Here is a 26,321-nt window from a genome sequence, read left to right on the forward strand (position 1 = left end):
ATATTTTCTATATCTGGTGAACACTCATCTATATAAACAGACTCACTCATATTTGAGTTTGGAAATGGGTCATCTTCATTTAACACTCCATCTCCATCAGAATCGCAATCACCAAAAGATAAGTTATCTATTAGTTCTCCACTACCAGTGTCAATTCCTGAATAAAATTCAATGCTTTTAATTGGTTCTTCTGATTGGATTCCAAAAAATGTACCAAGCATTGTTGAGTAAACAAAAGTTGTACCTAATGAACCTAAATTCCCAAATATTTCAATTTCAATAGCCTGATCTGAAACATTTGATAAAACATCCATACTTACAAAATACACATTATTAGATGAGAAATTGATTACCAAATCATTGTTAAAAGAATTAGGACCAAAGACCTTAGATGTATTTCCCAAAAAATTATCATCTAACAAAGCAAATTCATTACTATTTTCTCCTGTAACAGTAAATAATACTCCTGGTAAAATATCTCCTGGTGAAAAAATACCATTATCAGTATTTTCATCTAAAGTACCACTAAAAATAGCCACTCCATCAACATTACCCTCTTCAAAATCTTCCGTTGGTAAATTATCACAAGGAAATTCTTCTGCACTAGAAAAAAATTGAAGCCCTGAATCTTCAGTTCGTTGAGAAACTAGGTTCTTTGTTGAGTTACTAACTTGTTTTGATAAAGAGTTCATATAACTCTGTAAATCAATACCGGATTCTTTCATATCCAATAATGATTTAAAAGATTGTAATTCTACTTCCTGTACATTCATTTCTGAATTTTCAGTAAAATTACTTGTTTCCTTTTCACAGCTTGTATAAAATACTACTGTTAAAAGTAGCATTATACTCATTTTTAAATGTTTCATATAATAAAATTTTAATATTATGATTAGTTTTTATAAAAGTACACAAAGTAAGATTTTAGAACAAGAATATTTATTATACTTAACAAAATACCCTATCCAGCACTTAAATAGCAATAAATTACATTTAAATAGTATTAAGTTCTTTGTTAATAGTCTATATATAAACCGTAAAAGAAAAGAAAAGAAAAGAAAAGAAATAAACTATCTTAAGCTACTATATAGATTTATATTTTCACTGTTAATTAAAAAAATTTGGATCCTTCTTTTCTAAAACATTGTTATTTGTCCTTCATCATCAGACTTTGAATCTTTAGTAATTCCATTATCAACAACTTCTTCATCAGTTACCTCAACCTCTTCAATAATTGGAGCTTCATAAGGAAGTGGCTCTAACATATTCACTTGTTTAATTTTATCTGTAGTTAATTGATTACCAAGTGCTTTTATCCCTTTAACGGCAATAAAATTTTCAAAGTTAACTGCTAAAGATTCTAAACTACGTTTTGAAAATACAACCTCAGCCATTGGTCTATATTCTGTAGATACAATTTCCAGTTGGGACTTAGAATGTTCTGAAATAAATATTTCCTCTTTATTTGGGTGATCAATCATAAAACGTTTTACAAAATATTTTTCTTTATCACCATCAAAATAAATTGCTGAAATTGGTTTTTCTGGAATCCATTTTTCTAATACAATCATATCAACATCAAAATGTGTTGTTAACTCTGGTTTTATAGTTTTAATTATACCTTTCTGATTGATTATCAGTAACCTATCTTCTCCTTTAAACTCTCCTAATAATTCACCTCTATTGTCAACATTTAAGCGTTGAACAGTTTCATCAAACCAAATTTTTCGAGGTTTTAATGTAGATACTCCTTCGGCTTTTAACTCAATTTTTTTAATAGTGTATTTTGTGACCGTGTTTCCTCTAGAACCTCTTCCTTTAATTGCTAAATCAGAAAAATCAATATCCCATTTTAATTTTTTTATACTTCCAACTGCACGTAAATTTATAGTAATTGTCTCTGCTTCACCATTTGGATTTGCAGTAAAATATTTGACTATTGACGCTTTGTTCCCTGCAGTTAAATTATACTCTTTATCTCTAGTTACACCCGTAACATTAAAGCGTTTCATATAACTAGGCCCGCTTCTACCATCACGATAAATCATATTATAAACAGTGCGCTTATCATTCTTTTTAAATACTGCAATGTGAATAATATCTTTACCAACAAACGTTTTGTTATCTACTTTTGTTATTAACATTACACCATCTTTTCTAAATACAATTACATCATCAATATCTGCACAATTATCCACGTATTCATCATGTTTTAAGGAAGTTCCAACAAAACCCTCTTCCCTATTTACATACAATTTCGTGTTTCGCATTACTACTTTTGTAGCTACAATATCATCAAATAAACGAATTTCAGTTTTACGCTCTTTCCCCTTTCCGTAGTTGGTTTTTAGTTTTTTGAAATAATTTATGGCAAAGTCTATTAAGTTTGCTAAATAATTTTTTACAACAACTATTTTATCTTCTAAACTTTCAATAAATTGCTTTGCTTTGTCAATATCGAATTTTGATATTTTTTTGATTCTAATTTCTGTTAACCGAACAATATCTTCTTCTGTGATGGCTCGTTTTAAATGTTTAATATGTGGTTTTAAACCTTTGTCTATAGCTTTAATAACACCTTTCCAAGTTTCTTCTTCTTCAATATCACGATAAATTCTTTTTTCAATAAAAATCCGTTCTAATGATGCAAAATGCCACTGTTCTTCTAATTCATTTAACTGAATTTCAAGTTCTAATTTTAACAACTCAACTGTATGATCTGTTGATAGCCTTAATATATCTGAAACTCCTATAAAAACAGGTGTATTATCTTTAATAACACAACATAATGGCGAAATTGAATTTTCGCAATTTGTAAATGCATACAATGCATCAATTGTTTTATCTGGAGAAATACCACTTGGTAAATGCACTAAAATTTCAACATTTGCAGCGGTGTTATCTTCAATTTGTTTTATTTTAATTTTACCTTTTTCATTGGCTTTTAAAATAGAATCTATTAAGGTTGTAGTTGTTGTTCCAAAAGGAATTTCATTAATTACCAGCGTCTTTTTATCTAGCGTTGCTATTTTTGCTCGTACTCTAATTTTACCTCCACGTTTACCATCATTGTAATTTGAAACATCTGCAATTCCTCCAGTTAAAAAATCTGGAATTAAGGTAAAACTTCTTCCTTTTAAATGCTTTATCGAGGCATCAATAAGTTCTTTAAAATTATGAGGTAATATTTTAGTTGAAAGCCCAACTGCAATACCTTCAGCACCTTGTGCTAATAACATTGGAAATTTAACAGGTAAATCTATGGGCTCTTTCCTTCTTCCATCATAAGACGATTGCCAGTGGGTAGTTTTTGGATTGAAGACCACGTCTAATGCAAATTTAGATAAACGTGCTTCAATATAACGAGAAGCTGCTGCACGGTCACCGGTTAAAATATTTCCCCAGTTCCCTTGCATATCAATCAATAATTCTTTCTGACCAATTTGCACCATTGCATCGGCAATAGAAGCATCACCGTGCGGATGATATTGCATTGTATGCCCAACAATATTAGCTACTTTATTGTAACGTCCATCGTCTAAATCTTTCATAGAATGTAAAATTCTACGCTGTACAGGTTTAAAACCATCACGTATGGCTGGTACTGCACGCTCTAAAATTACATAAGATGCATAATCTAAAAACCAATCTTTATACATTCCCGTTACTTTGGTAATGGTTTCTTGGTTCCCAAATTCTTCGTTTATTTCTTCGCTATATTCTTCTTCTTCTTGCATAGTTATGCCTCTTCTACAATATCTAATTCAACTTTTAAATTTTCAATGATAAATTTTTGCCTATCTGGTGTATTTTTACCCATATAAAATTCTAGTAATGCATCTATAGAAGTTTCTTTATCTAACATTACAGGATCTAAACGAATATCATCGCCTATAAAATTCACAAATTCATCAGGTGAAATTTCACCTAAACCTTTAAATCTAGTAATTTCTGGCTTTCCTTTTAATTTGTTAATTGCGTTTCTTCTCTCATCTTCAGAATAACAGTAAAAAGTTTTCTTTTTATCACGAACCCTAAACAAAGGTGTGTCTAAAATAAATAAATGTCCTTCTTTAATTAATTCAGGGAAAAATTGTAAAAAGAAGGTAATTAATAACAAACGAATGTGCATACCATCCACATCGGCATCGGTAGCAATTACAATATTATTATAACGCAAATTTTCCAAGCCATCTTCAATATTTAACGCTGCCTGTAATAAATTAAATTCTTCATTTTCATACACAATTTTTTTATTCATATTGTAGGAATTCAAAGGTTTTCCACGTAAGCTAAACACCGCTTGCGTATTAACATTCCTTGATTTTGTGATTGAACCACTTGCTGAATCTCCCTCGGTAATAAACAATGTACTTTCTAAACGATTGTCTTTTTTTAAATCGTTTAAATGAACTCTACAATCACGTAGTTTTTTATTATGTAAATTTGCTTTTTTTGCACGTTCACGTGCTAATTTTCGAATACCTGATAAATCTTTTCTTTCTTTTTCAGCTTGCAATATTTTCTTATGAATTTTTTCAGCAGTATCTGGATTTTTATGTAAATAATTATCCAAATTTGTTTTTACAAAGTCTGAAATAAAAGTACGAACTGTTGGCAAACCGCCACCCATTTCTGTAGAACCTAATTTAGTTTTGGTTTGACTTTCGAAAACAGGTTCCATTACTTTTATACTAATTGCAGAAACAATAGATTTTCGAATATCAGAGGCTTCATGATTTTTACCAAAATAATCGCGTATTGTTTTAACAATAGATTCTCTAAATGCGTTTTGATGCGTTCCACCTTGTGTGGTGTGCTGCCCATTTACAAAAGAATGATATTCTTCACTATATTGCGCTTTACTATACGTAATTGCTACTTCAATATCATCACCTTTTAAATGAATAATTGGAAATAACATAAACTCATCGGCAATATTTTCTTCTAATAAATCTTTTAAACCATTTTCAGAATGATACTTTTCACCATTAAAAACAATTGTTAAACCCGTGTTTAAATACACATAGTTTTTAATCATTTTAATAATGTATTCGTTTCTATATTTAAATTTGTTAAAAATTTCTTTATCTGGAATGAAGGTTACTTTTGTCCCTTTTCTTAATGATGATTCTTGTGGTTTTTCATTTAACGTTATATTTCCTGCTGAAAATTCAGCATAAGCAGTTTGATTATCACGAATAGATTGTACTTTAAAATAGGATGATAATGCATTTACAGCTTTGGTACCAACTCCATTTAAGCCAACCGATTTTTTAAATGCTTTTGAATCGTATTTACCACCAGTATTCATTTTAGAAACAACATCTACTACTTTTCCTAAAGGAATACCACGCCCATAATCTCTAACAATAACCGTTTCATCTTTTACCGAAACTTCAATAGTTTTTCCGGCACCCATCACATATTCATCAACCGAATTGTCTAAAACTTCTTTTATAAGTATGTAAATTCCATCATCAGGTGAAGAACCATCACCTAATTTACCTATGTACATTCCCGGACGCATTCTAATATGCTCTTTCCAGTCGAGTGAACGAATATTGTCTTCGGTATACTTTGTTTGTTCAGCCATTAATTTTTATAAAATTCTTGAAGAAGTGCTAATGTACTATTTTGCCTAATAAAATAAAAAAAAGTCTGTTAAAATAGTTATTAACAGACTTTTTTAAGAAAATGTTTTTTTGCTTTATGCTTTACACATTAAACCTAAAATGCATCACATCACCATTTTTAACAACGTATTCTTTCCCTTCAACACGCATTTTACCGGCTTCTTTAACTTTTGCTTCGCTTCCGTAAGAAACAAAATCATTATAGGCAATAACTTCAGCTCTAATAAATCCTTTTTCAAAATCGGTATGGATAACTCCTGCCGCTTGAGGCGCAGTATCACCAATATTAATTGTCCAAGCTCTTACTTCTTTAACTCCAGCTGTAAAATAGGTTTGTTGCTTTAATAATTTATATGCCGCCCTAATTAAAACAGAAGCTCCGGGCTCTTCCAAACCTATATCTTCTAAAAATAATTGACGTTCTTCAAAGCTTTCTAATTCTGTAATATCTGCTTCGGTACCCACTGCTAAAATAATTACTTCAGCATTTTCATCTTTTACAGCTTCTTTAACTGCCTTCACATAATCATTTCCATCAACTGCAGCATTTTCATCAACATTACACACGTACAATACTGGTTTATCTGTAATTAACTGTAACGGAGTAATATATTCTTCTCGTTCTTTTTCTGTTAATTCAGCAGCTCTTACTGAAGATGCAGCTTCTAATGCTATTCTAACTTTTTCCAGCACATCAAATTCTTTTTGAGCCTCTTTATTTCCAGTCCTTGCCATTTTTTTAACACGATCTATTCTTTTTTCTAAAGATTCTAAATCTTTTAATTGTAATTCAATATCAATAGTTTCTTTATCTCTTACAGGATCAATTGTGGTATCAACGTGTATAATATTATCATTATCGAAACATCTTATAACGTGAATAATTGCATCAGTTTCACGAATATTTGCCAAAAATTGGTTTCCTAAACCTTCACCTTTACTTGCGCCACGAACTAACCCTGCAATATCTACAATATCAACGGTTGCGGGTAACACACGCTCTGGATTTACTAATTCCTCTAACTTAACTAATCTATCATCTGGTACATTTACCACACCAATATTTGGTTCAATAGTACAAAATGGAAAGTTGGCACTTTGCGCTTTTGCATTTGATAAACAATTAAATAAGGTTGATTTTCCAACGTTTGGTAATCCTACAATTCCTGCCTTCATAATTAAAAAAATTTGCGGTGCAAATATAGTATTAAGTTTTGTAAATACTAAAAATGATTTTTCAATTATTTTAGAAGTTAAATTAAGCACTTTAAACCCCTGTTAAAAACCTCATAAATAACTATTATTTAGTTATTTAATTCAGTAACTTAGATAATTCAGTATATAACTTACATTTAAAGTCCTTTACTAAAGGTAAAATCTCACAAATAATGTAAAGATTTGATATTAATTTTTAGTAATTTGGCTTTTGCTTATGATTCAATTTATATTAAACAACCAAGTCATTAAAACTACTGCAAAAGCAGGAATGACTTTACTCGATTTTATTAGAGAAAATAAACAATTAAAAGGTACAAAAATAGGGTGTCGTGAAGGTGATTGTGGTGCTTGTACTGTTTTAGTTGGCACTCTAAATAACAACAATATTTCCTACCAAAGTATTACTTCTTGTATTTCTCCATTAGGAAATGCAAATGGGAAACACATTGTTACTGTTGAAGGAATTAATTTACCTGAAAGTTTGAACTTTGTTCAACAGAAAATGGTTGATAATTATGCCACACAATGTGGTTATTGCACACCTGGTTTTGTAGTTTCTTTAGCAGGTTATGCTATTGAAAAATCTTCAGAAAGTACTGCTACTTCTAATGATGCTATGAGTGGAAACATTTGTAGATGTACTGGATACAAATCTATTGAAAAGGCAGCTGTTTTAGTTGATGAGAAGTTAGAAGAAAAAGACAAAAACAACCAAATAGCATGGTTAATTAAAGAGGGTTTTATTCCTGATTACTTTAGAAATATTCCTCAAAAATTACAACAACTTAAACCTGTTGGACTAGAAAAAAAGGGAACAATTGTAGCTAATGGAACAGATTTGTATGTACATAATGCTGATAAATTTTCTGAAGAAGCTATTTACCTAATTTCAAATGAAAATTCATTAAAAGGTATCTCATTTACCAAAAATATATGCACTCTTGGAGCGAATACAACCGTTACTCAAATTTTAGAAAATAAAAGATTAAAATCTATTTTCCCGAAGCTAAAACAGTTTTTAAAGCTAGTTTCTTCTGAACAAATTAGAAATATGGGTACTTTAGGTGGTAATTTTGTAAATGCTTCACCTATTGGAGATATGTCTATTTTCTTTTTAGCTTTAAATAGTACACTTACTATCAAAAATAAAGAAGGTGAAATAAGACAACTACCTTTTCAAAAATTTTATAAAAATTATAAAGTTGTTAATTTAAAAGATAATGAATTAATTGTTTCTATTTCATTTGAAATACCTGATAAAAACACTTCATTTAATTTCGAAAAAGTAAGCAAAAGAACGCATTTAGACATTGCAAGTGTTAACACAGCTTGTAAAATAACAATTAAAACTAATATAATTTCAGAAGCTCATATTTCTTTAGGAGGCGTTGCTGCAATTCCATCTTATTTATCAAAAACAAATAATTATTTAAATGGTAAAGTGTTAAATACTTCAACTATTATTGAGGCTGAAAAAGTATTACAATCGGAAATAAGTCCAATTAGTGATGTAAGAGGAACATCAGATTATAAAAGGTTAATAGCCCGACAACTATTTTTTGCTCATTTTATTGAATTATTTCCTCAAACTATTAATTTTCAAAACTTAGTATCCAAATGAACCGAGCATCATAAATGTTGAAGTATAAGAAGTTGATGAATAGCGAATAGCATATGTTATCGCTAAAAAATAATGTTTAAACATATGAAAACAATGAAAAACATAGATTCTTTTGGACATGTTAGAGGAGAATCTCTATTTGTAGATGATATAAATACAAATCATGGAACATTATATGGTTTGGCTTTCGACTCTCCAAAAGCACACGGAATAATCAAAAATGTTGATTATTCTAAAGCTAAAAATTTAAATGGTGTTATAAAAATATTTACTTATAAAGATATTTTAGGCGAAAATCAAATTGGTGGTATTATTCCTGATGAACCACTTTGGGCAGAAAATGAAGTGCATTTTATAGGACAACCTATTGCTTTTATTGTTGCTGAATCTGAAGCTATTGCAAAAAAAGCAAGAGCACTTATTACTATTAAAATAGAAGAAAAACCAGTTATTACTACTGCAAAAGAAGCAAAAGAAAAAGGAGAATTTATAAATGCTCCTCGTTCATTTAAATTAGGAGATACTACAACTTCTTTTAAAAATTGTGAATATGTAATTGAAGGAGAAACCTTTTCTAACGGACAAGAACATTTATATCTTGAAACTCAAGGATGTTATGCTATTCCTATGGAAAATGGAAATATTAAAATTACATCTTCAACACAAGGGCCAACATCAGTTCAAAAAACGGTTGCTAAAGTTTTAGGTATTGCAATGCATAAAATAGAAGTAGATGTTATTCGTTTAGGTGGTGGTTTTGGAGGTAAAGAAGATCAAGCTACACCTTGGGCCGTTATGGCTGCTGTTGCGGTTCAATATTTAAAGAAACCTGTAAAGTATATTTTAAGTCGTCAGGATGATTTACGTATGACAGGTAAACGCCATCCATACGAATCAACTTTTAAAATTGGAATCTCAAAAGATTTAAAAATTCAAGCGTATGAAGTAGAATTTTTACAAAATTCAGGTGCCGCAGCAGATTTATCACCTGCAATTGCAGAACGCACTTTATTTCATGCAACCAATAGTTATTTTATTCCTAATGTAACCACAACAGTTCATAGTTGCAGAACTAATTTACCTCCAAATACTGCTTTTAGAGGTTTCGGTGGTCCACAAGGAATGTTTGTTATTGAGGCAGCAATTGCTCAAGTTGCAGAGAAACTTGGAATTGATAAAAAAATAATACAAGAAGTTAATTTATTACATGAAAATGATGAATTTTCTTATGGCCAAATTGCTACTCAAGTTGAAATAAAAAATAGTTGGACTTCAGCAAAAAATAAATTCAATTTAGATAAATTAGAAAGCGAAATAACCCATTTCAATAATTCAAATACACAATTCAAAAAAGGGATTTCATTAATGCCTATTACTTTTGGAATTTCATTTACAAACACTCCCATGAACCACGCCAGAGCCTTGGTACATATTTATCAGGATGGAAGTGTTGGAATTAGTACAGGAGCAGTAGAAATGGGACAAAGTGTAAATACCAAAATGTTACAAATTGCATCGCAAACCTTAGGAATAGCTTCTTCTAAAGTAAAATTAGAAACCACAAATACAACCAGAGTTGCAAACACTTCACCTACAGCTGCAAGCGCTACAGCCGATTTAAATGGAAAAGCTGTTTTACAAGCTTGTAACACTTTAATAGAACGATTAACGAATGTTGCTGCAACAATGCTCTCAATAGATAAAAGTGCTGTTAGTTTTAAAAATGAAACTGTATTTATTAATGGTGAAAAAAGTAATCTAAATTGGGAAAAAGTAGTTGAACAAGCAATGCTTGAACGTGTTTCACTTACAGAAAATGCTCATTATACAACACCTATAATTCATTTCGATAAAACCAAAGAAAAAGGGCATCCTTTTGCCTATCACGTTTACGGTACTGCAATCACAATTGTAACGTTAGATTGTTTAAGAGGAACTTACGAAACTGATGCTGTTAAAATTATACACGATTTTGGAAATAGTATGAATATTGGTATTGATAAAGGTCAAGTTGAAGGCGGTTTAGTGCAAGGAATTGGTTGGATGACGTTGGAAGAAATTTCTTATAATAACGAAGGAAAATTACTTTCAAATGCTTTATCAACCTATAAAGTACCAGATGTTTTTTCAGCACCAAAATCAATAGAAATAATTCCGCTAGAAACTACGGGTACTAAAATGGCTATTTTAAAATCAAAAGCTGTTGGAGAGCCTCCTTTAATGTATGGAATTGGTGCTTATTTTGCCATTCAAAATGCCATAAAAAAATTCAATCCAAATTATAACTTGAAATTTAATGCTCCTTTTACACCTGAAAAAGTGTTAATAGGACTTTATGAAAAATAATTTTAACTATTAATAATAACAAATTATCAAACTACACTATACTACATCTAACATAATTAAAGGTGCACTAATTTATAGTGCTGGAGATACAATTGCTGCATTATTTTTAAATGAATTTACGTGGAGCAGATTACTTGGAATGGTACTTATTGGAGCTACACTTTATGCTTTTGAAATTCCAAATTATTTTAATTGGATTGTTTATAAAACAACTAACTTAAAAGGATTAAAATTAACCTTAACTAAAACAACTTTAGCTATTGCTTATTTTAATCCTTTGTGGATTGCTAGACACTTATTTTTTATAAAATTATTTTCAGGAAACTTAAATGCCATTAATATACATTTACTAGAAATTGCATGTTGGTCATTTTTAGCAAATATTCCTATTTCATTTATAGCTAACTACCTTATTCAAAATAAGATACACTTAAATTGGCGTTTTTTAGCAAGTGCTATTTTTTCTGCATTAATGGCTATTTATTATGCCTTAAGCGAAACTATTTTTTAAATAATTCCTTGAAAATTAATACTCAGTTTTATCTGTTTTCGATTGCCATTCTTTAAAAACAGTTATCGCTTCATTTTGCATTATTTGAGTAAATTTTATTTGACGATCTTCAATATTTTTTCCAATTTCATTATAAATAAATTGATCATCAAAATCAATTTCAGCAGCATCTTCTCTTGTACAAGCGTAAAAAACATTTTTAGGACGAGCCCAATAAATTGCGCCTAAACACATTGGACAAGGTTCACAAGAAGTATAAATTGTACAATCATCAAGCTGAAATGAGCCTAATTTTTCACAAGCTTTTCTAATTGCAACAATTTCAGCATGTGCTGTAGGATCATTTACAGAGGTAACACTGTTATGACCTTCAGCAATAATTACATTATTTTTTACAACAACAGCTCCAAATGGTCCTCCTGCATTAGATTTTACACCTTCTCTTGCTAATTCAATTGCTCTGCGTATAAATTTACTATGTTCTTCCATTAATATTTTCTTTTAGGGTAATTTAAATAATTAGTTCGCAAATTTAATTAATTAATCTATAAAATAAGCTCTTTTTCACTTAACATATTTAACTAAAATAAGTACAATGATTTATTATTTCAGATTTATGAAAATCTTTTAATAAAAATAAAAACAATAACTAACGCTTAAATAAATAACAAAATTCTGTAGTAGTTTTAATGTAAGTATAAAATTAATTTACGTGAAAATTACTTGAAATTGAATAAATCAACATTAATCTTAAACAATTAAAATGTATTGTTCATAACCAAATGCTTTTTTTATATCTTTAAATCTTAATTTTAAAAAATTTATCTATTGGGCTCAATAAAAAAATACAAGAAGGCATTCATTATTTTAACTTCCCTATTTTTTATGTGGGGATTTATTACTGTTTTAGTAGATTCTCTAATTCCTAGACTTAGAGAGGTTTTTGAATTAACTTTTTTTGAAGCAGGATTAGTGCAATTTGCCTTTTTTATGGCGTATGGTTTACTATCAATACCATCTGGATTTATTTTATCAAAAATTGGTTATAAAAAAGGTATTTTATTGGGTTTAGGAATTATGGGTTTAGGTTGCTTATTATTTTATCCTGCTGCTTCCTTTAGAATATTTCCATTATTTTTATTTGGATACTTTATTCTAGCTGGAGGAATGACTGTTTTACAAGTTGCCGCAAATCCTTACGTTGCAGTTTTGGGTTCTGAAGAAACTGCTTCAAGCAGATTAAACTTATCTCAAGCATTTAATTCATTAGGTACGGCAATTGCACCAGCTGTTGGAGCTATGTTTTTACTAAGTGATTCTATTAAAAATAGTAATGATATAAATAATTTATCATCTACTGCAAAAGAAGCTTATTTAATAGCTGAAGCTTCTGCAGTTCAAAACCCATTTTTATTTTTAGCAATTTCATTATTACTACTTGCATTTATTGTTTCATTTATAAAATTGCCTAATATTTTAAAGAAAAAGGAAGGTTTTGGTTATGGAGAAGCTTTAAAGCACAAAGTTTTAAAAATGGGAGCCATTGGAATTTTCTTATATGTTGGTGCCGAAGTTGCTATTGGAAGCTATTTAGTGAATTATTTTTTAGATATGAATATGGCTGAAATGATAAAAAACAGTCATTGGATGGCTTCAATTTCAGAAAGCATACTTCAGCAAGACCTAGAAAGTGTTGATTATAAAGCAGTTGTCGGTGCTTTTGTTATTTTTTATTGGTCGGGAGCAATGGTTGGGCGGTTCATTGGAGCCTATTTAACAAAAATTATTGAACCTTCAAAAGTGTTAGCTCTTTTTGCAATTATGGCAATTTTATTATTAGCAATTTCCATGTTAACCACAGGTTTTATTGCAATGTGGTCAATTTTATTAGTTGGTTTATTTAACTCAATTATGTTTCCAACTATATTTACATTATCATTAAATGGACTTGGTGAATATAAACCTCAAGCATCTGGTATTTTATGTACTGCAATTGTAGGAGGTGCATTTATCCCACCACTTTACGGTTTTTTTACTGATCAGTTTAATTTCAAACCTGCACTTATTTTAATGGTATTTTGCTACTTTTATATCTTCTATTTTTCTAAAAAAAGTAATTCTTATATTCAATCCTATTCAAAAATTAATTTACAATGAAAACTAGCTTTTTATATTTGATTATTATTTCATTGGTTGTTATTTCTTGTAAAATAGAACCTCATGAAAAGTTTAGTCAAAAATCGGCTTATCAATTGGTGAATCCATTTATTGGAACAGGCGGTCACGGTCATACTTTTCCTGGTGCTACTTTACCTTTTGGGATGGTTCAATTAAGTCCGGATACTCGATTAACAGGCTGGGATGGCTGCTCTGGATATCATAATACTGATTCCATTATCTACGGATTTTCACATACACATTTAAGCGGAACAGGTATTTCAGATTATGGTGATATTTTGCTAATGCCTTTTAATTATAAAAATACAATTTCTTTAAATGATATTGAAAAACAAGAATTAATTCCTTCAACTTTTAAAAAAGAAACAGAAAGTGCAAATCCAGGATATTATAAAGTTTATTTAGATAAATCAAATACAACTATTGAACTAACTTCAACAAAACGAGTTGGTATCCATAAATACACTTTTCATAAAAAAGAAAATAATAAAATATTATTAGATTTAAATCATAGAGATAAGGTATTAAATTCTGAAATTACAATTGAAAACAATATTGCTATTTCAGGGTTTAGACAATCTAAAGCTTGGGCAAGTAATCAACATGTTTATTTTTATATAGAATTTTCTGAACCTTTTATAGTTGAAAAAATTAGTACTAATTCTAATAAAAAAGTCGAGCAATTATATAAAATATTAGATTTTAATGACGCTATAAAAGAATTAATTGTTAAAGTTGGTATTTCAGCTGTTAGTGTTGAAGGTGCAAAAGAAAATTTAAAAAAGGAAGCTCAACACTGGGATTTTAGTTTCTATAAAGAAAATGCTAAAAAAGTTTGGTCAAAAGCACTAAATAAAATTGAGATTAAAAGCAAAAATGAAGAGAAACTAACAATTTTTTATTCAGCATTATACCATACAATGATTGCCCCAAATACTTTTTCAGATGTAAATGGAAATTATCGTGGAATGGATCAAAAAATTCACAATGACACCTTAAATACAACCTATACCGTATTTTCACTATGGGATACATTTAGAGCTGCACATCCATTGTACACAATTATTGAACAAGAAAAAACCATTGAATTTTTAAACACTTTTTTAAAACATTATAAACAAGGAGGAAGATTACCTGTTTGGGAATTAAGTAGCAATGAAACAGAATGTATGATTGGATATCATGCGGTTTCAGTTCTAACTGATGCTTTCAATAAAGGCTTGGGTAATTTTGATACCGAAAAAGCTTTAGAAGCAATGATTTACGGCGCTAATTTGAATCATTTTGGCTTAGAATCTTATAAAAATAACGGATATATTAGAGCTGGTGACGAAGCAGAATCAGTTTCAAAAACTTTAGAATATGCGTATGATGATTGGTGTATTGCTCAATTTGCAAAAGCGCAAGGTGATGATAAAACATACACAAAATTTATGCAACGTGCACAATCTTATAAAAATATTTTTGACCCAACTTCTAACTTTATGAGAGCTCATTTAAATGGTGGTTGGTTTAAACCATTTGATCCTTCAGAAGTAAATTTTAATTATACTGAAGCTAATTCTTGGCAATATTCATTATTTGCACCTCAAGATATTTCAGGTTTGATACATTTATTTGGTGGAAATGATAAATTTGAACAGAAGTTAGATGACTTATTCACCACTAATTCAGAAACTACAGGTCGTCATCAAGCTGATATTACAGGGCTTATTGGTCAATATGCACACGGAAATGAACCAAGTCATCATATGGCATACTTATATAATTTTATTGGAAAACCTTGGAAAACTCAAGAACGAATAAAACAAATTATTGACGAACAATATTGGAATGCTCCAGACGGACTTTCAGGTAACGAAGATTGTGGTCAAATGAGTGCTTGGTATGTGTTAAGTGCTTCAGGATTTTATGCTGTAACTCCAGGTTTAAATTATTACGTGATTGGCACTCCTGCTTTTGATGAAATAACTTATAATCTTGAAAACGGTAATTCATTTAAAATTAAAGCTAATAATTTATCAGAGAGCAATAAGTACATTCATTCTGCTACTTTAAATGGTAAAAAATATACCAAATCGTTTTTACTACATCAAGATTTAATGAATGGAGGTAAATTAATTTTTGAAATGAGTAATACTCCTTCAAAAGAATTTGGTGTTGGAATGAATAATATGCCTATTTCCGAAATAAAAACAGCATTTATGATTCCTATTCCTTTTATCGATGCTAAAAAGACAACTTTTACAAAAACATTGGAAATTACCTTAGGAACTGTTTGTGATAATTGTACTATTGAATATTTAAATGAAAGTGAAGATAATTCAACTTGGAAAACATATAAAAACCCACTGATTTTAGATAAAACTACTGCTATTACAGCAATATCAATTGATGAAAATGGAAATAAAAGCAAACAAATAGTAAGTGAATTTATAAAAATTAAACCTGGTAGAAGTATCACCTTAAATTCAGAATACGCAAATCAATATGCTGCTGAAGGAAATAATGCCTTAATTAACAGATTAAAAGGAAACAACAACTTTAGAACAGGCTTTTGGCAAGGATATCAAGGTCAAGATGTTAAAGCAATTGTTGATTTAGGTAAAATTGAAGAAGTTTCAACTATTTCTGCAGGCTTTTTACAAGACAATCACTCTTGGATTTGGTTTCCAAAATATGTTGATTTTTATGAGTCTATTGACGGTGAAAACTTCAAAAAATTAAAACGAATAGCACATAATTTCAGTGTAAGAAAAGAAGGTTCTTTTATTGATGAATTCAGTCTAAACACAAATCTTAAAACACGTTACATAAAAATGATTGCCAAAAACTTTGGAGTTTGCCCTGATTGGCACTTAGGTGCCGGTGGAAAATCTTGGATTTTTATCGATGAAATTACTATTGAATAATTCTAAAACTATCCTTATAAACAGTATAATTAGCAGTATCCTTTAATACAATTTCAAGCTCTAAACCTTTTGAAATTGATTTCTTAAATTGGGGTAAATTTATTATAAATCTTGAATTTGATTTCACCAAAAAGGGCTGACTTAAAATTATTTTTGATGAAAATTTTTGTAGTAGTGAAACCTCAATTATTCCTTTAAAATTTGAGTTAAAATTAGAAATTATTTCAATTTCTTTCTTTTCATAATTTAAAACCGGAATTATAGACTTGAAATTTTCTTTTACCGTATTAAAAGCTTCCTTTTCATTACGATAATAATCTAAAATACTCCATGAAGGACCAGGCCAACAATCGTTCAATTGCCAAAATAAAGTACCCATACAATGTGGAGTTTGCTGTCTGTGACTTTGAATAGCAGTTTGTAATGCAATTGCTTGTGTTTTCTGACTTTTCAATACAAAATCTTCAAAGGAAATTGGCGCTTTAAACCAAGTATTAATATGCTTTGTTATTAAACTATTTCCTATATAACTTTTTTGCCTATTTATCATCGTTTCAGAATCTAAACTAAAACTCGAACTTTTCGCAAACTTTTTAATCGTTTTCATTGAAGGAAATGATTGAAACCCATATTCAACCATAAAACGACCAACATTACTTTTAAAATTTTTGAAAGGTTCTTTTCCATGCCAAACGCCCCAATAATGCATACTTCCAAAATTAAAATTTTCTTTAGTTCCCCAATTACTTAGCGGAGTTGTATGCACATAATTGGCTTCGGCATCTATATTTTTTAAAGCTTCTGGAATTACTTTTTTAAATAAGTTTTCATAAGAATTCCACAACTCAATTGAATCTTTTTTTGAGTATTTGTACTGTTGTTGCCATCCCCAATTTTTCCAAGCAACATCTATTTCATTATTTCCACACCACAAAGCAATACTTGGATGTTTTTTTAGCCTTGTAACATTTTCTTTTACTTCTTGCTTAACATTATCTATAAATTCCTGATTATTTGGATATAAACTTCCCGCAAACATAAAATCTTGCCAAACTAAAATGCCATTTTTATCACATAAATCATAAAAAATATCTTTTTCATAAATACCACCACCCCAAACACGCAACATATTCATATTGGCTTTTACAACTTTATCGATTAATTTATTGTAATCTCTATCTGTTACCCTTGGTAAAAAAACATCTTGTGGAATATAATTAGCGCCTTTGATAAACAATGGTTTGCCATTTACTTTAAAATAAAAAGAAGTCCCAATTTTATCATTTTCTTGAATTAAATCAATAGTTCTTATTCCAAAATTTTGAAGTTTAGAATCTAAAGTTTCGTTTTTATCTTCTAACTCAACTTTCACTTCGTACAAAGTAGGTTTACCCATTCCGTTTGGCCACCATAACTTTGGATTATCTATTTCAAATTGCTGTTGAATTAGATTGTGTTTATTTTTTAACTCAATAATTTTTATTTTTTCATTTCCATCCCCCTCATTTATAGAAACTTTTAATATATTTTCTTCTAGTTTTTTTCCTTCAATTTCAATTTCTGCCGTGATATATGCTTTATTTCCTATAATTGAATCAGTTCGAACAAAAACATCATTTATTTTAGCTGAATTCCACGTATTAATTTTAACATTTTTCCAAATTCCTGAAGTAACAAATCGAGGTCCAAAATCCCAACCAAATTGATACGCTGCTTTTCGTGTAAATGAGCTCACTTTTAAATCTACAGTTTCATTCCCAGAAGGTAATTTATATGGATAATTTAATACTTTTTCTCTATTAAAATTTAAAGGTGATGTAAAATAAACTTCTAGTAAATTATCTCCTTTTTTAGCAATTTCTTTAATATTTGCTTTCCAAGTTCGAAACATATTTGATGCTTCAATTATCTTCTCTCCATTAAAATATACCTCAGCATAAGTATCCAAACCTTCAAATTCAATTTCTACATTTTTTTGATTAATTTGATTTTTAGTTAGGTTTATAGTTGTTTTATACTTCCAATTTTCATTTTCAATCCATTGTAATTTTAACTCATTCGTTTCCCAAAAAGGATCTTCTATTAAATTATTAGACCACAAATCGGTATGAATAACTCCGGGAACTGTTGCTTTATAAAAAATTGAATCTTTTTCGTTAGAGAATTCCCAATTAGAAGTTATTATTATTGATTTTGCCGGTTCATTTCTAGAACAAGAAATAATTGAAATTATAGCAACTAAACATATAATTAATCTCTTCATTAAAATAGATTTACAATACTCTTAATTTTATCTTCATCAATAACAAATTGATTTCCCATTTCAAATTTTGAAGAAATCTTTGTTTCTTTTCTAGCGGTAAAATGCAAATCTTGAATTCCAGAATTTGCAATTTTTAACGCATTTGAAGAATTTACACCACTTCCTGCCATAATTTGAATTTGGTTGCCATAAACTGCTTGTAACTCTGTAATAATAGGTAAACCTTCTGCTACAGTTACTTGTAAACCAGAAGTTAACAATCTATCTACTTTTAGTTCAATTAACTTATTAATTGCTAATTTATAATCAATTACAAAATCAAAAGCTCTATGAAATGTCACTTCTAAATCTAACGATTTTGCGACTATTACTAAATCTTCATTAAGAGAAGATATTTTATTTCCTGAAGTTAAAATTCCAAAAACAACACCTCTAGCACCTGCTTTTTTAGCTTGCTTCATATCAGTTTTCATAATTTCAACATCTTCATGTGAGTATTGAAAACCACCTTCCTTATGTCTAATCATCACATGAACTTCAACACTTGATTTTCTTACACATTGCTCAATTAAACCATAATTTGGTGTTAAACCACCAACCGATAATGCCGCACATAACTCAATTCTTTTTACTCCAAATTTTTCTGCTGCTATAGCACCTTCAACGGTATCTGTACAAATTTCGAAATTCATTATTTTACAAATATTTCATCAATAAAAAGCCAAGCTTTTCCTTTGTAGAATTTATGCCATTCTGGTAATTCATCTAAGTTTTTAGCATATAATTTAACAAATCTAACTTTTTGTGATGCCTTAATTTTCGAAAAAGTTTCCAAAATTGTTTCTTCAGATTTTGGATCAACTTCAGATTGAATTGTATCCCAATTTTTCCAATTTTCCCCATCTATAGATGTTTGAAAAACAACTTCTTTCGGTGTTAAAATCCAAGATAATTGTTTATGTAAAAAGTTAGCACCTATTTCTGTTACTTCAATTTCTTTTCCTAAATCAATAACACAATCAATATCAACACCTAAAAAACCTTGCCAATTTCCATCTCTTATTCTTTTTGAGCCTATTTTACCATCAACTAAACCTTTTTCACCAGAAGCTTGATAAACACTATTATAACTATTAGCTTGTTTAACACTACTATTTATTGCCTTATGAAATTTAAATTCTTGTAGTAAATTAGCACCGTATTTTTTATTATTTTTATATGTTTCTATTTCTAAAATAGCTGTTTTATCCAATGAAATTATAACTGGAGTTTCTTTAAATACAGTATCACAATCCGCACAATTCCAACGATATTTAGTTTTAAAATTGTGATTTTTAGGTATAACCTGTATTTCCACTTTATCATTATTTAATTCACTTTTAAATTCAACAGGAATCAACTCCAAACCATAAGCAATGTTTTTTGCATCTAAAATCCCATATTGATGCTGAATTCTTTCATAAAATTCATTAAAATTTCTTTCTTTTGGGTACGTCCAAAGTACTTCACTCATTGCAAATATTCTTGGAAACACTTTTGAATCTAAATTCGCTTCAGTAGGAATATGCTCACTCCATAAATTACACTCACTTCCCTTTATATATTGGTATTTGTCTTTTGGCAAATCTTTCGGAATAGGGTCAAAATTATAGACTTTTTCTAAATCGGTAGTTTCAATACCATAATCAAAATAACAATGCGAAGTTGGGGACATAATAGCAAACTGATTATTATTTGCAGCAATAATTCCGCCTTTTTCACCTCTCCAACTTTGAACAATAGCCGTTGGGGACAAACCACCTTCTAATATCTCGTCCCAGCCAATTAATAAGCGGTTATTTTTATGAAGAAATTTCTCAATTCGTTGTATAAAATAGCTTTGTAATTCATGTTCATCTGCCAAATGCTCATCTTTAATTCTTTGTTGGCATTTTTCACACGATTCCCATCGTAATTTTGGTGCTTCATCACCACCAATATGAATATATTTAGATGGGAATAATTCCATAACTTCTGTTAATACATCTTCTAAAAAAGTAAATGTTTGTTCATTTCCAGCACAATAAATATCTTTAAAAACACCCCATTCATTGGCTACATTAATTGAGTTTCCAGTACAGGATAACTCGGGATATGCAGCCAAGGCAGCTTGCGAATGCCCAGGGAGTTCAATTTCAGGGATTACTGTTATATACCTTTCTGAAGCGTATTTAACAACTTCTTTAATTTGTTTTTTTGAATAAAACCCACCATAAATTGAGCCATCTTTTTGAATTCTATATGCACCTATTTCAGTTAGTTTTGGGTATTTATCTATAGCAATTCTCCAACCTTGATCTTCGGTCAAATGCCAATGAAAAACATTCATTTTGTACAACGCCAATAAGTCTATATATTTTTTTATCGTAGAAACCTCAAAAAAATGCCTTCCACTATCAAACAATAAACCTCTATGTTCAAATTTTGGTGCATCTTTTATTGTTACCAAGGGTAATTGCCAAGCATTTCTCTTATCTTTTTTATGAAAATCATCAATAAATAATTGTCTTAAAGTTTGAATGCCTCTCATAACTCCTTCAGAAGAACCACCTACAATCTCAATTTTAAATTTTGAAGAAATTATTGTGTAACTTTCCTTTGAATTAAATTCCTTAATTAATTCTGGATTTTCTTTTAATAAAATTACATTTTTTTGTTGAGAAGCTTCTTTTTTATTAACAATAACTAACTTAAAATTTGAAGATTCTCCAAGTAAATTTTGAAGATAACTAGCTTCATTTACCAAGTTCTCACTAGTTACAATTTTAGTGTTTTTATCAATATTAAAATAACCTTTCTGTTGCGTTAACGCTATAGGTTTTGGGACTAAAAAATCAGTTACATTCTCTCTAAATTCAGTTTTGTGAGTACAAGAAACTATTAATGTTACAAACAAAACTATCCATATATTTTTTACCATTTTTTATAATATTTTGCATCAATCATTTCTTTTTGTGTTGTTGTTTGTATTGCATAATTAAATCCTTCATAAACACTGTAAGCGCCAGCTTCTCCAAATTTATTTAAAGCTATAAAACCAACTTGTAAATTAGTTAAATTTTTGTGTTTTTTAACAACTCTATTAACCGCCTCTTTACAAGCTTCGTTTGGAGACATTCCATTTCTCATTAATTCAACAACAATAGCGCTTCCTGCTATTCTAATTACTGCTTCTCCCATTCCTGTTGCACAAGCTGCACCCACTTCATTATCTACAAATAACCCAGCACCAATAATTGGAGAATCACCTACCCTACCGTGTAATTTATAAGCCATTCCACTTGTTGTACAAGCACCCGATAAATTTCCGGTTTCATCTAGTGCTAATAAACCAATAGTATCATGATTTTCACTATTAATAACAGGTTGGTAATTAGATTTTTCCTTCCATTTTTCCCATTGTAATTTAGATTCTTCTGTTAATAAATTTGTTTCCTCAAAACCCTGTTCTAATGCAAACTGTTTAGCTCCTTCCCCAACTAACAGTACGTGTTGTGTTTCTTCCATTACTTTGCGAGCTACAGAAATTGGATTCTCAAAATCTTGTAAAAAAGCAACCGATCCGCAATTATTTTCATGATTCATAATACACGCATCGAGTGTTACAATTCCATCTCTATCAGGTAAACCTCCTAAACCAACACTTGAGTTATTTGGATCAGACTCTGTTACTTTAACACCCGCTTCAACAGCATCTAATGAAGACCCTCCTTTTGATAAAATTTGCCATGAAACTTCATTAGCTTTAATCCCATGATTCCATGTTGAAATTACAATTGGCTTTCGCGTTTTTTTAGAATTAACAATTAATTTTTCGTTTTTCTCTTCTGAAGTTAAGCAAGAAGTAGTTAATACAGCTGCGCTACCTAAAGCAGAAAGCTTGATAAAATCTCTACGGGTTTTCATAAATAATGATGCTTTAAAATACATGTTGAAGTACGTGTTTTTTTTAAACTTGCACAACGTTATAAACAAAAAAAACCAAATATAATTTAGGATTTTATTATTATCATAAAATTAATCTCTATGCAAAAAACCTTTTTTAATTATTAACTGTTCCTCAGTTTCCTCGATTTCATCATCAGGAACACAACAATCTACGGGACAAACCGCTGCACACTGAGGTTCCTCATGAAATCCTTTACACTCAGTACATTTATCCGCCACAATAAAATACACTTCATCATCTAAAGGTTCTTGAGATTCTTCAGCATTAAATTTCAATCCATTTTGTAAAATTATTTTACCTAAAAGAGCTGTTCCATCAGAAAATTTCCAATTTTCAGCAGCTTCATAAATAGCATTATTTGGGCATTCTGGCTCACAAGCACCACAATTAATACATTCATCGGTAATTTTTATTGCCATCCTATTATTTAGATTATTTTTGCAAATATAAAATTATAATTAAAATGAATTTAAAACAACGTATTGAGGCATTTGTAAAACTTGGTGAGTTTTTAAAACAATTTACCACTGTCAAAATTGAAAAAAATAATAATTCTGATTTCAATAATTTATTTTTTGATGCGTTTGAAATGCAAATTAATAGGGCGCAAGAATTTAATGGTTGGTTTAACAAACCAAATGTTCTAAAAGCTTTTGAAAGTTGGAGTGAAGCCCTTACCATTGAGAACTTGAATAAATGGACTTCAAAATACCAATTTGACAGGAATAAATCACCAAAAAATATAGCTATTATAATGGCAGGAAATATTCCTTTGGTTGGTTTTCATGATTTTTTATCTGTTTTAATTAGTGGTCACAATGTAATTGCAAAGCAATCTTCAAATGATAAACACTTTTTACCATTAATTGGGAAGTTCTTAGAATATTACCACCCTTATTTTAAAAATAAAATTACGTTTACTGAAGGGAATTTAACCAACTTTGATGCTGTTATTGCAACTGGAAGCAATAATACAGCTCGCTATTTTGAACATTACTTTGGAAAATATCCTAATATTATTAGAAATAATAGAAATTCTGTTGCTATTTTAACTGGAAAAGAATCTATAGAAGAATTAGAAGGCTTAGGAGAAGATATTTTTCAATATTTTGGGTTAGGATGCAGAAGTGTTTCCAAAATTTTTATACCAAAAAATTACAATTTCGAAAATCTTTTTAAGGCATTATATAAATATAATGACATTATCAACTATAAAAAATATGAAAACAACTATGATTACAACAAGGCTATTTACCTAATGAGCCTATTTAAATTGCAAGAAAATGGTTTTTTAATGTTAAAAGAAGATGAAAATTATGCTTCACCAATCGCAACATTATTTTATGAATATTACAATTCTTTTAATAATTTAACAAAAAAATTAGCCCTTGAAAATGAATCAATTCAGTGCATTGTAAGTAACAAAAACCATTTAAATTTTGTAAAATTTGGGCAAACTCAACATCCAAAATTATGGGACTATGCTGATGGCATTGATACAATCAATTTTCTGTTAAATATATAACACATTTTTTTTAATAAAATAGATGCATTCAGTCTTTTTTTTACGAAATTTGCTGGAGAAATAAATTCATAGTTAAAAATAAAATGAAAAAACACAATTTTAGTGCAGGTCCTTGTATTTTACCACAAGACGTTTTAAAAAAAGCTTCAGAAGCTATTGTAAATTTTAATGGTATAAATTTATCGTTAATTGAAATTTCACACAGAAGTAAAGAATTTGTTGAAGTCATGGAAAATGCTCGTAATTTGGTTAAAGAATTATTGAATATTCCTGAAGGCTACTCTGTATTATTTTTACAAGGTGGTGCAAGTTTAGAATTTTTAATGGCAGCCTACAATCTTTTAAAAATTGATGGAACAGCAGCCTATTTAGACACTGGTGCTTGGAGTGCAAAAGCAGTAAAAGAAGCAAAATTATTAGGAAATGTTGAAGTAATTGCTTCATCAAAAGATAAAACATACAATTACATTCCTAAAAATTATACTATTCCTGCGAATGTTGATTATATACACTATACATCAAACAACACAATTTATGGAACACAATTTAAAGAGTTTCCAAAAACTAATAGTTTATTAGTTTGCGATATGAGTTCTGATATATTTTCAAAACAAATTGATGTGAGTAAATTCGATTTAATTTATGCTGGTGCTCAAAAAAATATGGGTCCTGCAGGTACAACATTGGTAATTGTAAAAGATGAAGTTTTAGGAAAAACTGGAAGAAATATTCCTTCAATGTTAGATTATCAAGTTCATATAAGTAAAGATAGTATGTTTAATACACCTCCTGTTTTTCCAGTATATGTTTCAATGCTAACGCTACAATGGTTAAAAGATTTAGGTGGAATTCCTGCCATTGAAAAAATGAATGAAGAAAAAGCAGCTTTATTATATACTGAAATAGATAGAAATCCACATTTTAAAGGATTTGCAGAAAAAGAAGACCGATCTTTAATGAATGTTACTTTTAATCTTACCAACGAAACAGATAAAGATACATTTGATAAACTATGGAATGATGCTGGAATAAACGGAATTAAAGGGCACAGATCTGTAGGTGGTTATAGAGCAAGTATTTATAATGCTATGCCAATAGAAAGCATACAAGTGTTAGTTAATACGATGCAACAACTAGAAAAACAATTATCATAAAACTAAACAAATTTAGAATGAAAGTATTAGCAAATGACGGAATAGCAACAAGTGGTGTAATAGCACTTAAAGATGCAGGTTTTGACGTAGATTTAACAACAGTTGCCCAAGATGAATTGATAAATTATATCAATGATAATAAAATTTCAGTGCTACTTGTAAGAAGTGCTACTAAAGTTAGAAAGGATATTATTGACAATTGCGATTCATTAAAAATTATTGGCCGTGGTGGTGTTGGAATGGATAATATTGATGTTGAGTATGCAAAAGAAAAAGGTATTCGTGTAATTAATACACCCGCTGCATCTTCACATTCTGTAGCTGAACTTGTTTTTGCTCACTTATTTGGAATGGCTCGATTTTTACCCGATTCTAACAGAAATATGCCTCTAGAAGGTGATATAAAATTTAAACAATTTAAAAAATCTTATGCTAAAGGAATTGAATTAAGAGGTAAAACACTTGGTTTAATAGGCTTTGGTAGAATTGGACAAGCAACAGCAAAAATAGCTCTAGGATTAGGAATGAAAGTTATTGCTTTTGATCCATTTTTAGATGCAGCTAACTTAGAAATTGAATTTTATGATCATCAAGCTCTTTTCTTTAACATCAATACAATAAGTAAAGAAGAAGTTTTAAAAGAATCTGATTTTATTTCATTACACGTTCCTGCTCAAAATGATTATATAATTTCAACAAACGAATTTGAACTAATGAAAAATAGTGCATTTATTGTAAATGCAGCTCGTGGCGGTGTCATAGATGAAGTTGCATTAATTAAAGCTATTGAAGAAAATCAAATTTTAGGTGGTGCACTTGATGTATTTGAAAATGAACCAACTCCTGAAATTCAATTACTAATGAATTCAAGCCTTTCTTTAACTCCACATATTGGAGCTGCAACTGGAGAAGCTCAAGATAGAATTGGAACAGAACTTGCTCATCAAATTATAGATATTTTAAATTAAA

The 26,321-nt window shown here is 29.5% G+C and carries 18 protein-coding genes; 8 read left to right on the forward strand and 10 right to left on the reverse strand.

Annotated features, from left to right (window positions below):
* The 4 genes from QM495_RS10930 to ychF form a co-directional block, all read right to left on the reverse strand.
* Window positions 1-869: hypothetical protein (locus QM495_RS10930; RefSeq protein WP_408672145.1), on the reverse strand; the 869-nt coding region annotated here is incomplete at its 3' end.
* Between the two features lie 267 nt (window positions 870-1,136).
* Entirely contained in the window at window positions 1,137-3,737 is a 2,601-nt protein-coding gene (locus QM495_RS10935) for a DNA gyrase/topoisomerase IV subunit A (RefSeq protein WP_408672146.1), read from the reverse strand.
* A gap of 2 nt (window positions 3,738-3,739) precedes the next feature.
* Window positions 3,740-5,596, reverse strand: a complete 1,857-nt coding sequence (locus QM495_RS10940; protein WP_408672147.1) for a DNA topoisomerase IV subunit B — start codon at window positions 5,594-5,596, stop codon at window positions 3,740-3,742.
* Between the two features lie 121 nt (window positions 5,597-5,717).
* Complete coding sequence (ychF, locus tag QM495_RS10945) at window positions 5,718-6,812, reverse strand: redox-regulated ATPase YchF (protein WP_408672148.1); 1,095 nt, start codon at window positions 6,810-6,812, stop codon at window positions 5,718-5,720.
* A gap of 256 nt (window positions 6,813-7,068) precedes the next feature.
* Between ychF and QM495_RS10950 the strand changes: the two genes are divergently transcribed.
* The 3 genes from QM495_RS10950 to QM495_RS10960 all read left to right on the forward strand — a co-directional run bounded on the left by QM495_RS10950 (window position 7,069) and on the right by QM495_RS10960 (window position 11,332).
* Entirely contained in the window at window positions 7,069-8,475 is a 1,407-nt protein-coding gene (locus QM495_RS10950) for an FAD binding domain-containing protein (RefSeq protein WP_408672149.1), read from the forward strand.
* Window positions 8,476-8,568: 93 nt separating this feature from the next.
* Complete coding sequence (locus QM495_RS10955) at window positions 8,569-10,821, forward strand: xanthine dehydrogenase molybdopterin binding subunit (protein ID WP_408672150.1); 2,253 nt, start codon at window positions 8,569-8,571, stop codon at window positions 10,819-10,821.
* A 139-nt stretch (window positions 10,822-10,960) separates the two neighbouring features.
* Window positions 10,961-11,332 carry a hypothetical protein gene (locus QM495_RS10960; RefSeq protein ID WP_408672151.1) on the forward strand — a complete coding sequence of 124 codons (372 nt, stop codon included), beginning with the start codon at window positions 10,961-10,963 and terminating at the stop codon, window positions 11,330-11,332.
* A 15-nt stretch (window positions 11,333-11,347) separates the two neighbouring features.
* Here QM495_RS10960 and QM495_RS10965 read toward each other — a convergent pair whose 3' ends face one another.
* Window positions 11,348-11,821 carry a nucleoside deaminase gene (locus QM495_RS10965; protein ID WP_408672152.1) on the reverse strand — a complete coding sequence of 158 codons (474 nt, stop codon included), beginning with the start codon at window positions 11,819-11,821 and terminating at the stop codon, window positions 11,348-11,350.
* A gap of 396 nt (window positions 11,822-12,217) precedes the next feature.
* On the opposite strand from QM495_RS10965, the gene QM495_RS10970 reads away from it, so the two are divergent.
* Together QM495_RS10970 and QM495_RS10975 are read left to right on the forward strand one after the other, a co-directional pair.
* A complete protein-coding gene (locus QM495_RS10970) occupies window positions 12,218-13,489 on the forward strand; it encodes a sugar MFS transporter (protein ID WP_408672153.1) in 1,272 nt (423 codons plus the stop codon).
* Window positions 13,486-16,422 carry a GH92 family glycosyl hydrolase gene (locus QM495_RS10975; protein WP_408672154.1) on the forward strand — a complete coding sequence of 979 codons (2,937 nt, stop codon included), beginning with the start codon at window positions 13,486-13,488 and terminating at the stop codon, window positions 16,420-16,422. The genes QM495_RS10970 and QM495_RS10975 overlap by 4 nt, the downstream gene beginning before the upstream one ends.
* On the opposite strand, the gene QM495_RS10980 is transcribed toward QM495_RS10975, so the two are convergent.
* The 5 genes from QM495_RS10980 to QM495_RS11000 all read right to left on the reverse strand — a co-directional run bounded on the left by QM495_RS10980 (window position 16,412) and on the right by QM495_RS11000 (window position 23,092).
* A complete protein-coding gene (locus QM495_RS10980; RefSeq protein ID WP_408672155.1) occupies window positions 16,412-18,685 on the reverse strand; it encodes a glycoside hydrolase family 2 protein in 2,274 nt (757 codons plus the stop codon). The two genes, QM495_RS10975 and QM495_RS10980, sit on opposite strands and share 11 nt — an antisense overlap.
* Entirely contained in the window at window positions 18,685-19,377 is a 693-nt protein-coding gene (locus QM495_RS10985; protein WP_408672156.1) for a copper homeostasis protein CutC, read from the reverse strand. Before QM495_RS10985 ends, QM495_RS10980 begins: the two co-directional genes overlap by 1 nt.
* The gene (locus QM495_RS10990) at window positions 19,377-21,644 is read right to left on the reverse strand and encodes a family 20 glycosylhydrolase (RefSeq protein WP_408672157.1); all 2,268 of its coding nucleotides are present in this window, start codon (window positions 21,642-21,644) and stop codon (window positions 19,377-19,379) included. The genes QM495_RS10985 and QM495_RS10990 overlap by 1 nt, the downstream gene beginning before the upstream one ends.
* Window positions 21,638-22,630, reverse strand: coding sequence for an isoaspartyl peptidase/L-asparaginase family protein (locus QM495_RS10995; RefSeq protein WP_408672158.1), 993 nt, complete (start codon window positions 22,628-22,630; stop codon window positions 21,638-21,640). The genes QM495_RS10990 and QM495_RS10995 overlap by 7 nt, the downstream gene beginning before the upstream one ends.
* Before the next feature lie 111 nt (window positions 22,631-22,741).
* Window positions 22,742-23,092: a 4Fe-4S dicluster domain-containing protein gene (locus QM495_RS11000; protein WP_408672159.1), complete on the reverse strand. Its 351-nt coding sequence runs from the start codon at window positions 23,090-23,092 to the stop codon at window positions 22,742-22,744.
* A 44-nt stretch (window positions 23,093-23,136) separates the two neighbouring features.
* Here QM495_RS11000 and QM495_RS11005 point away from each other — a divergent pair, with 44 nt between their 5' ends.
* From QM495_RS11005 to QM495_RS11015, 3 genes are all read left to right on the forward strand, one after another.
* Complete coding sequence (locus QM495_RS11005; RefSeq protein WP_408672160.1) at window positions 23,137-24,198, forward strand: acyl-CoA reductase; 1,062 nt, start codon at window positions 23,137-23,139, stop codon at window positions 24,196-24,198.
* An 83-nt stretch (window positions 24,199-24,281) separates the two neighbouring features.
* Window positions 24,282-25,352, forward strand: coding sequence for a 3-phosphoserine/phosphohydroxythreonine transaminase (serC, locus tag QM495_RS11010; RefSeq protein WP_408672161.1), 1,071 nt, complete (start codon window positions 24,282-24,284; stop codon window positions 25,350-25,352).
* A 17-nt stretch (window positions 25,353-25,369) separates the two neighbouring features.
* Window positions 25,370-26,320 carry a D-2-hydroxyacid dehydrogenase gene (locus QM495_RS11015; protein ID WP_408672162.1) on the forward strand — a complete coding sequence of 317 codons (951 nt, stop codon included), beginning with the start codon at window positions 25,370-25,372 and terminating at the stop codon, window positions 26,318-26,320.
* The last annotated feature ends 1 nt before the right edge of the window (window position 26,321 follow it).

This window comes from Lutibacter sp., from assembly GCF_046055765.1.
GTDB lineage: Bacteria > Bacteroidota > Bacteroidia > Flavobacteriales > Flavobacteriaceae > Lutibacter.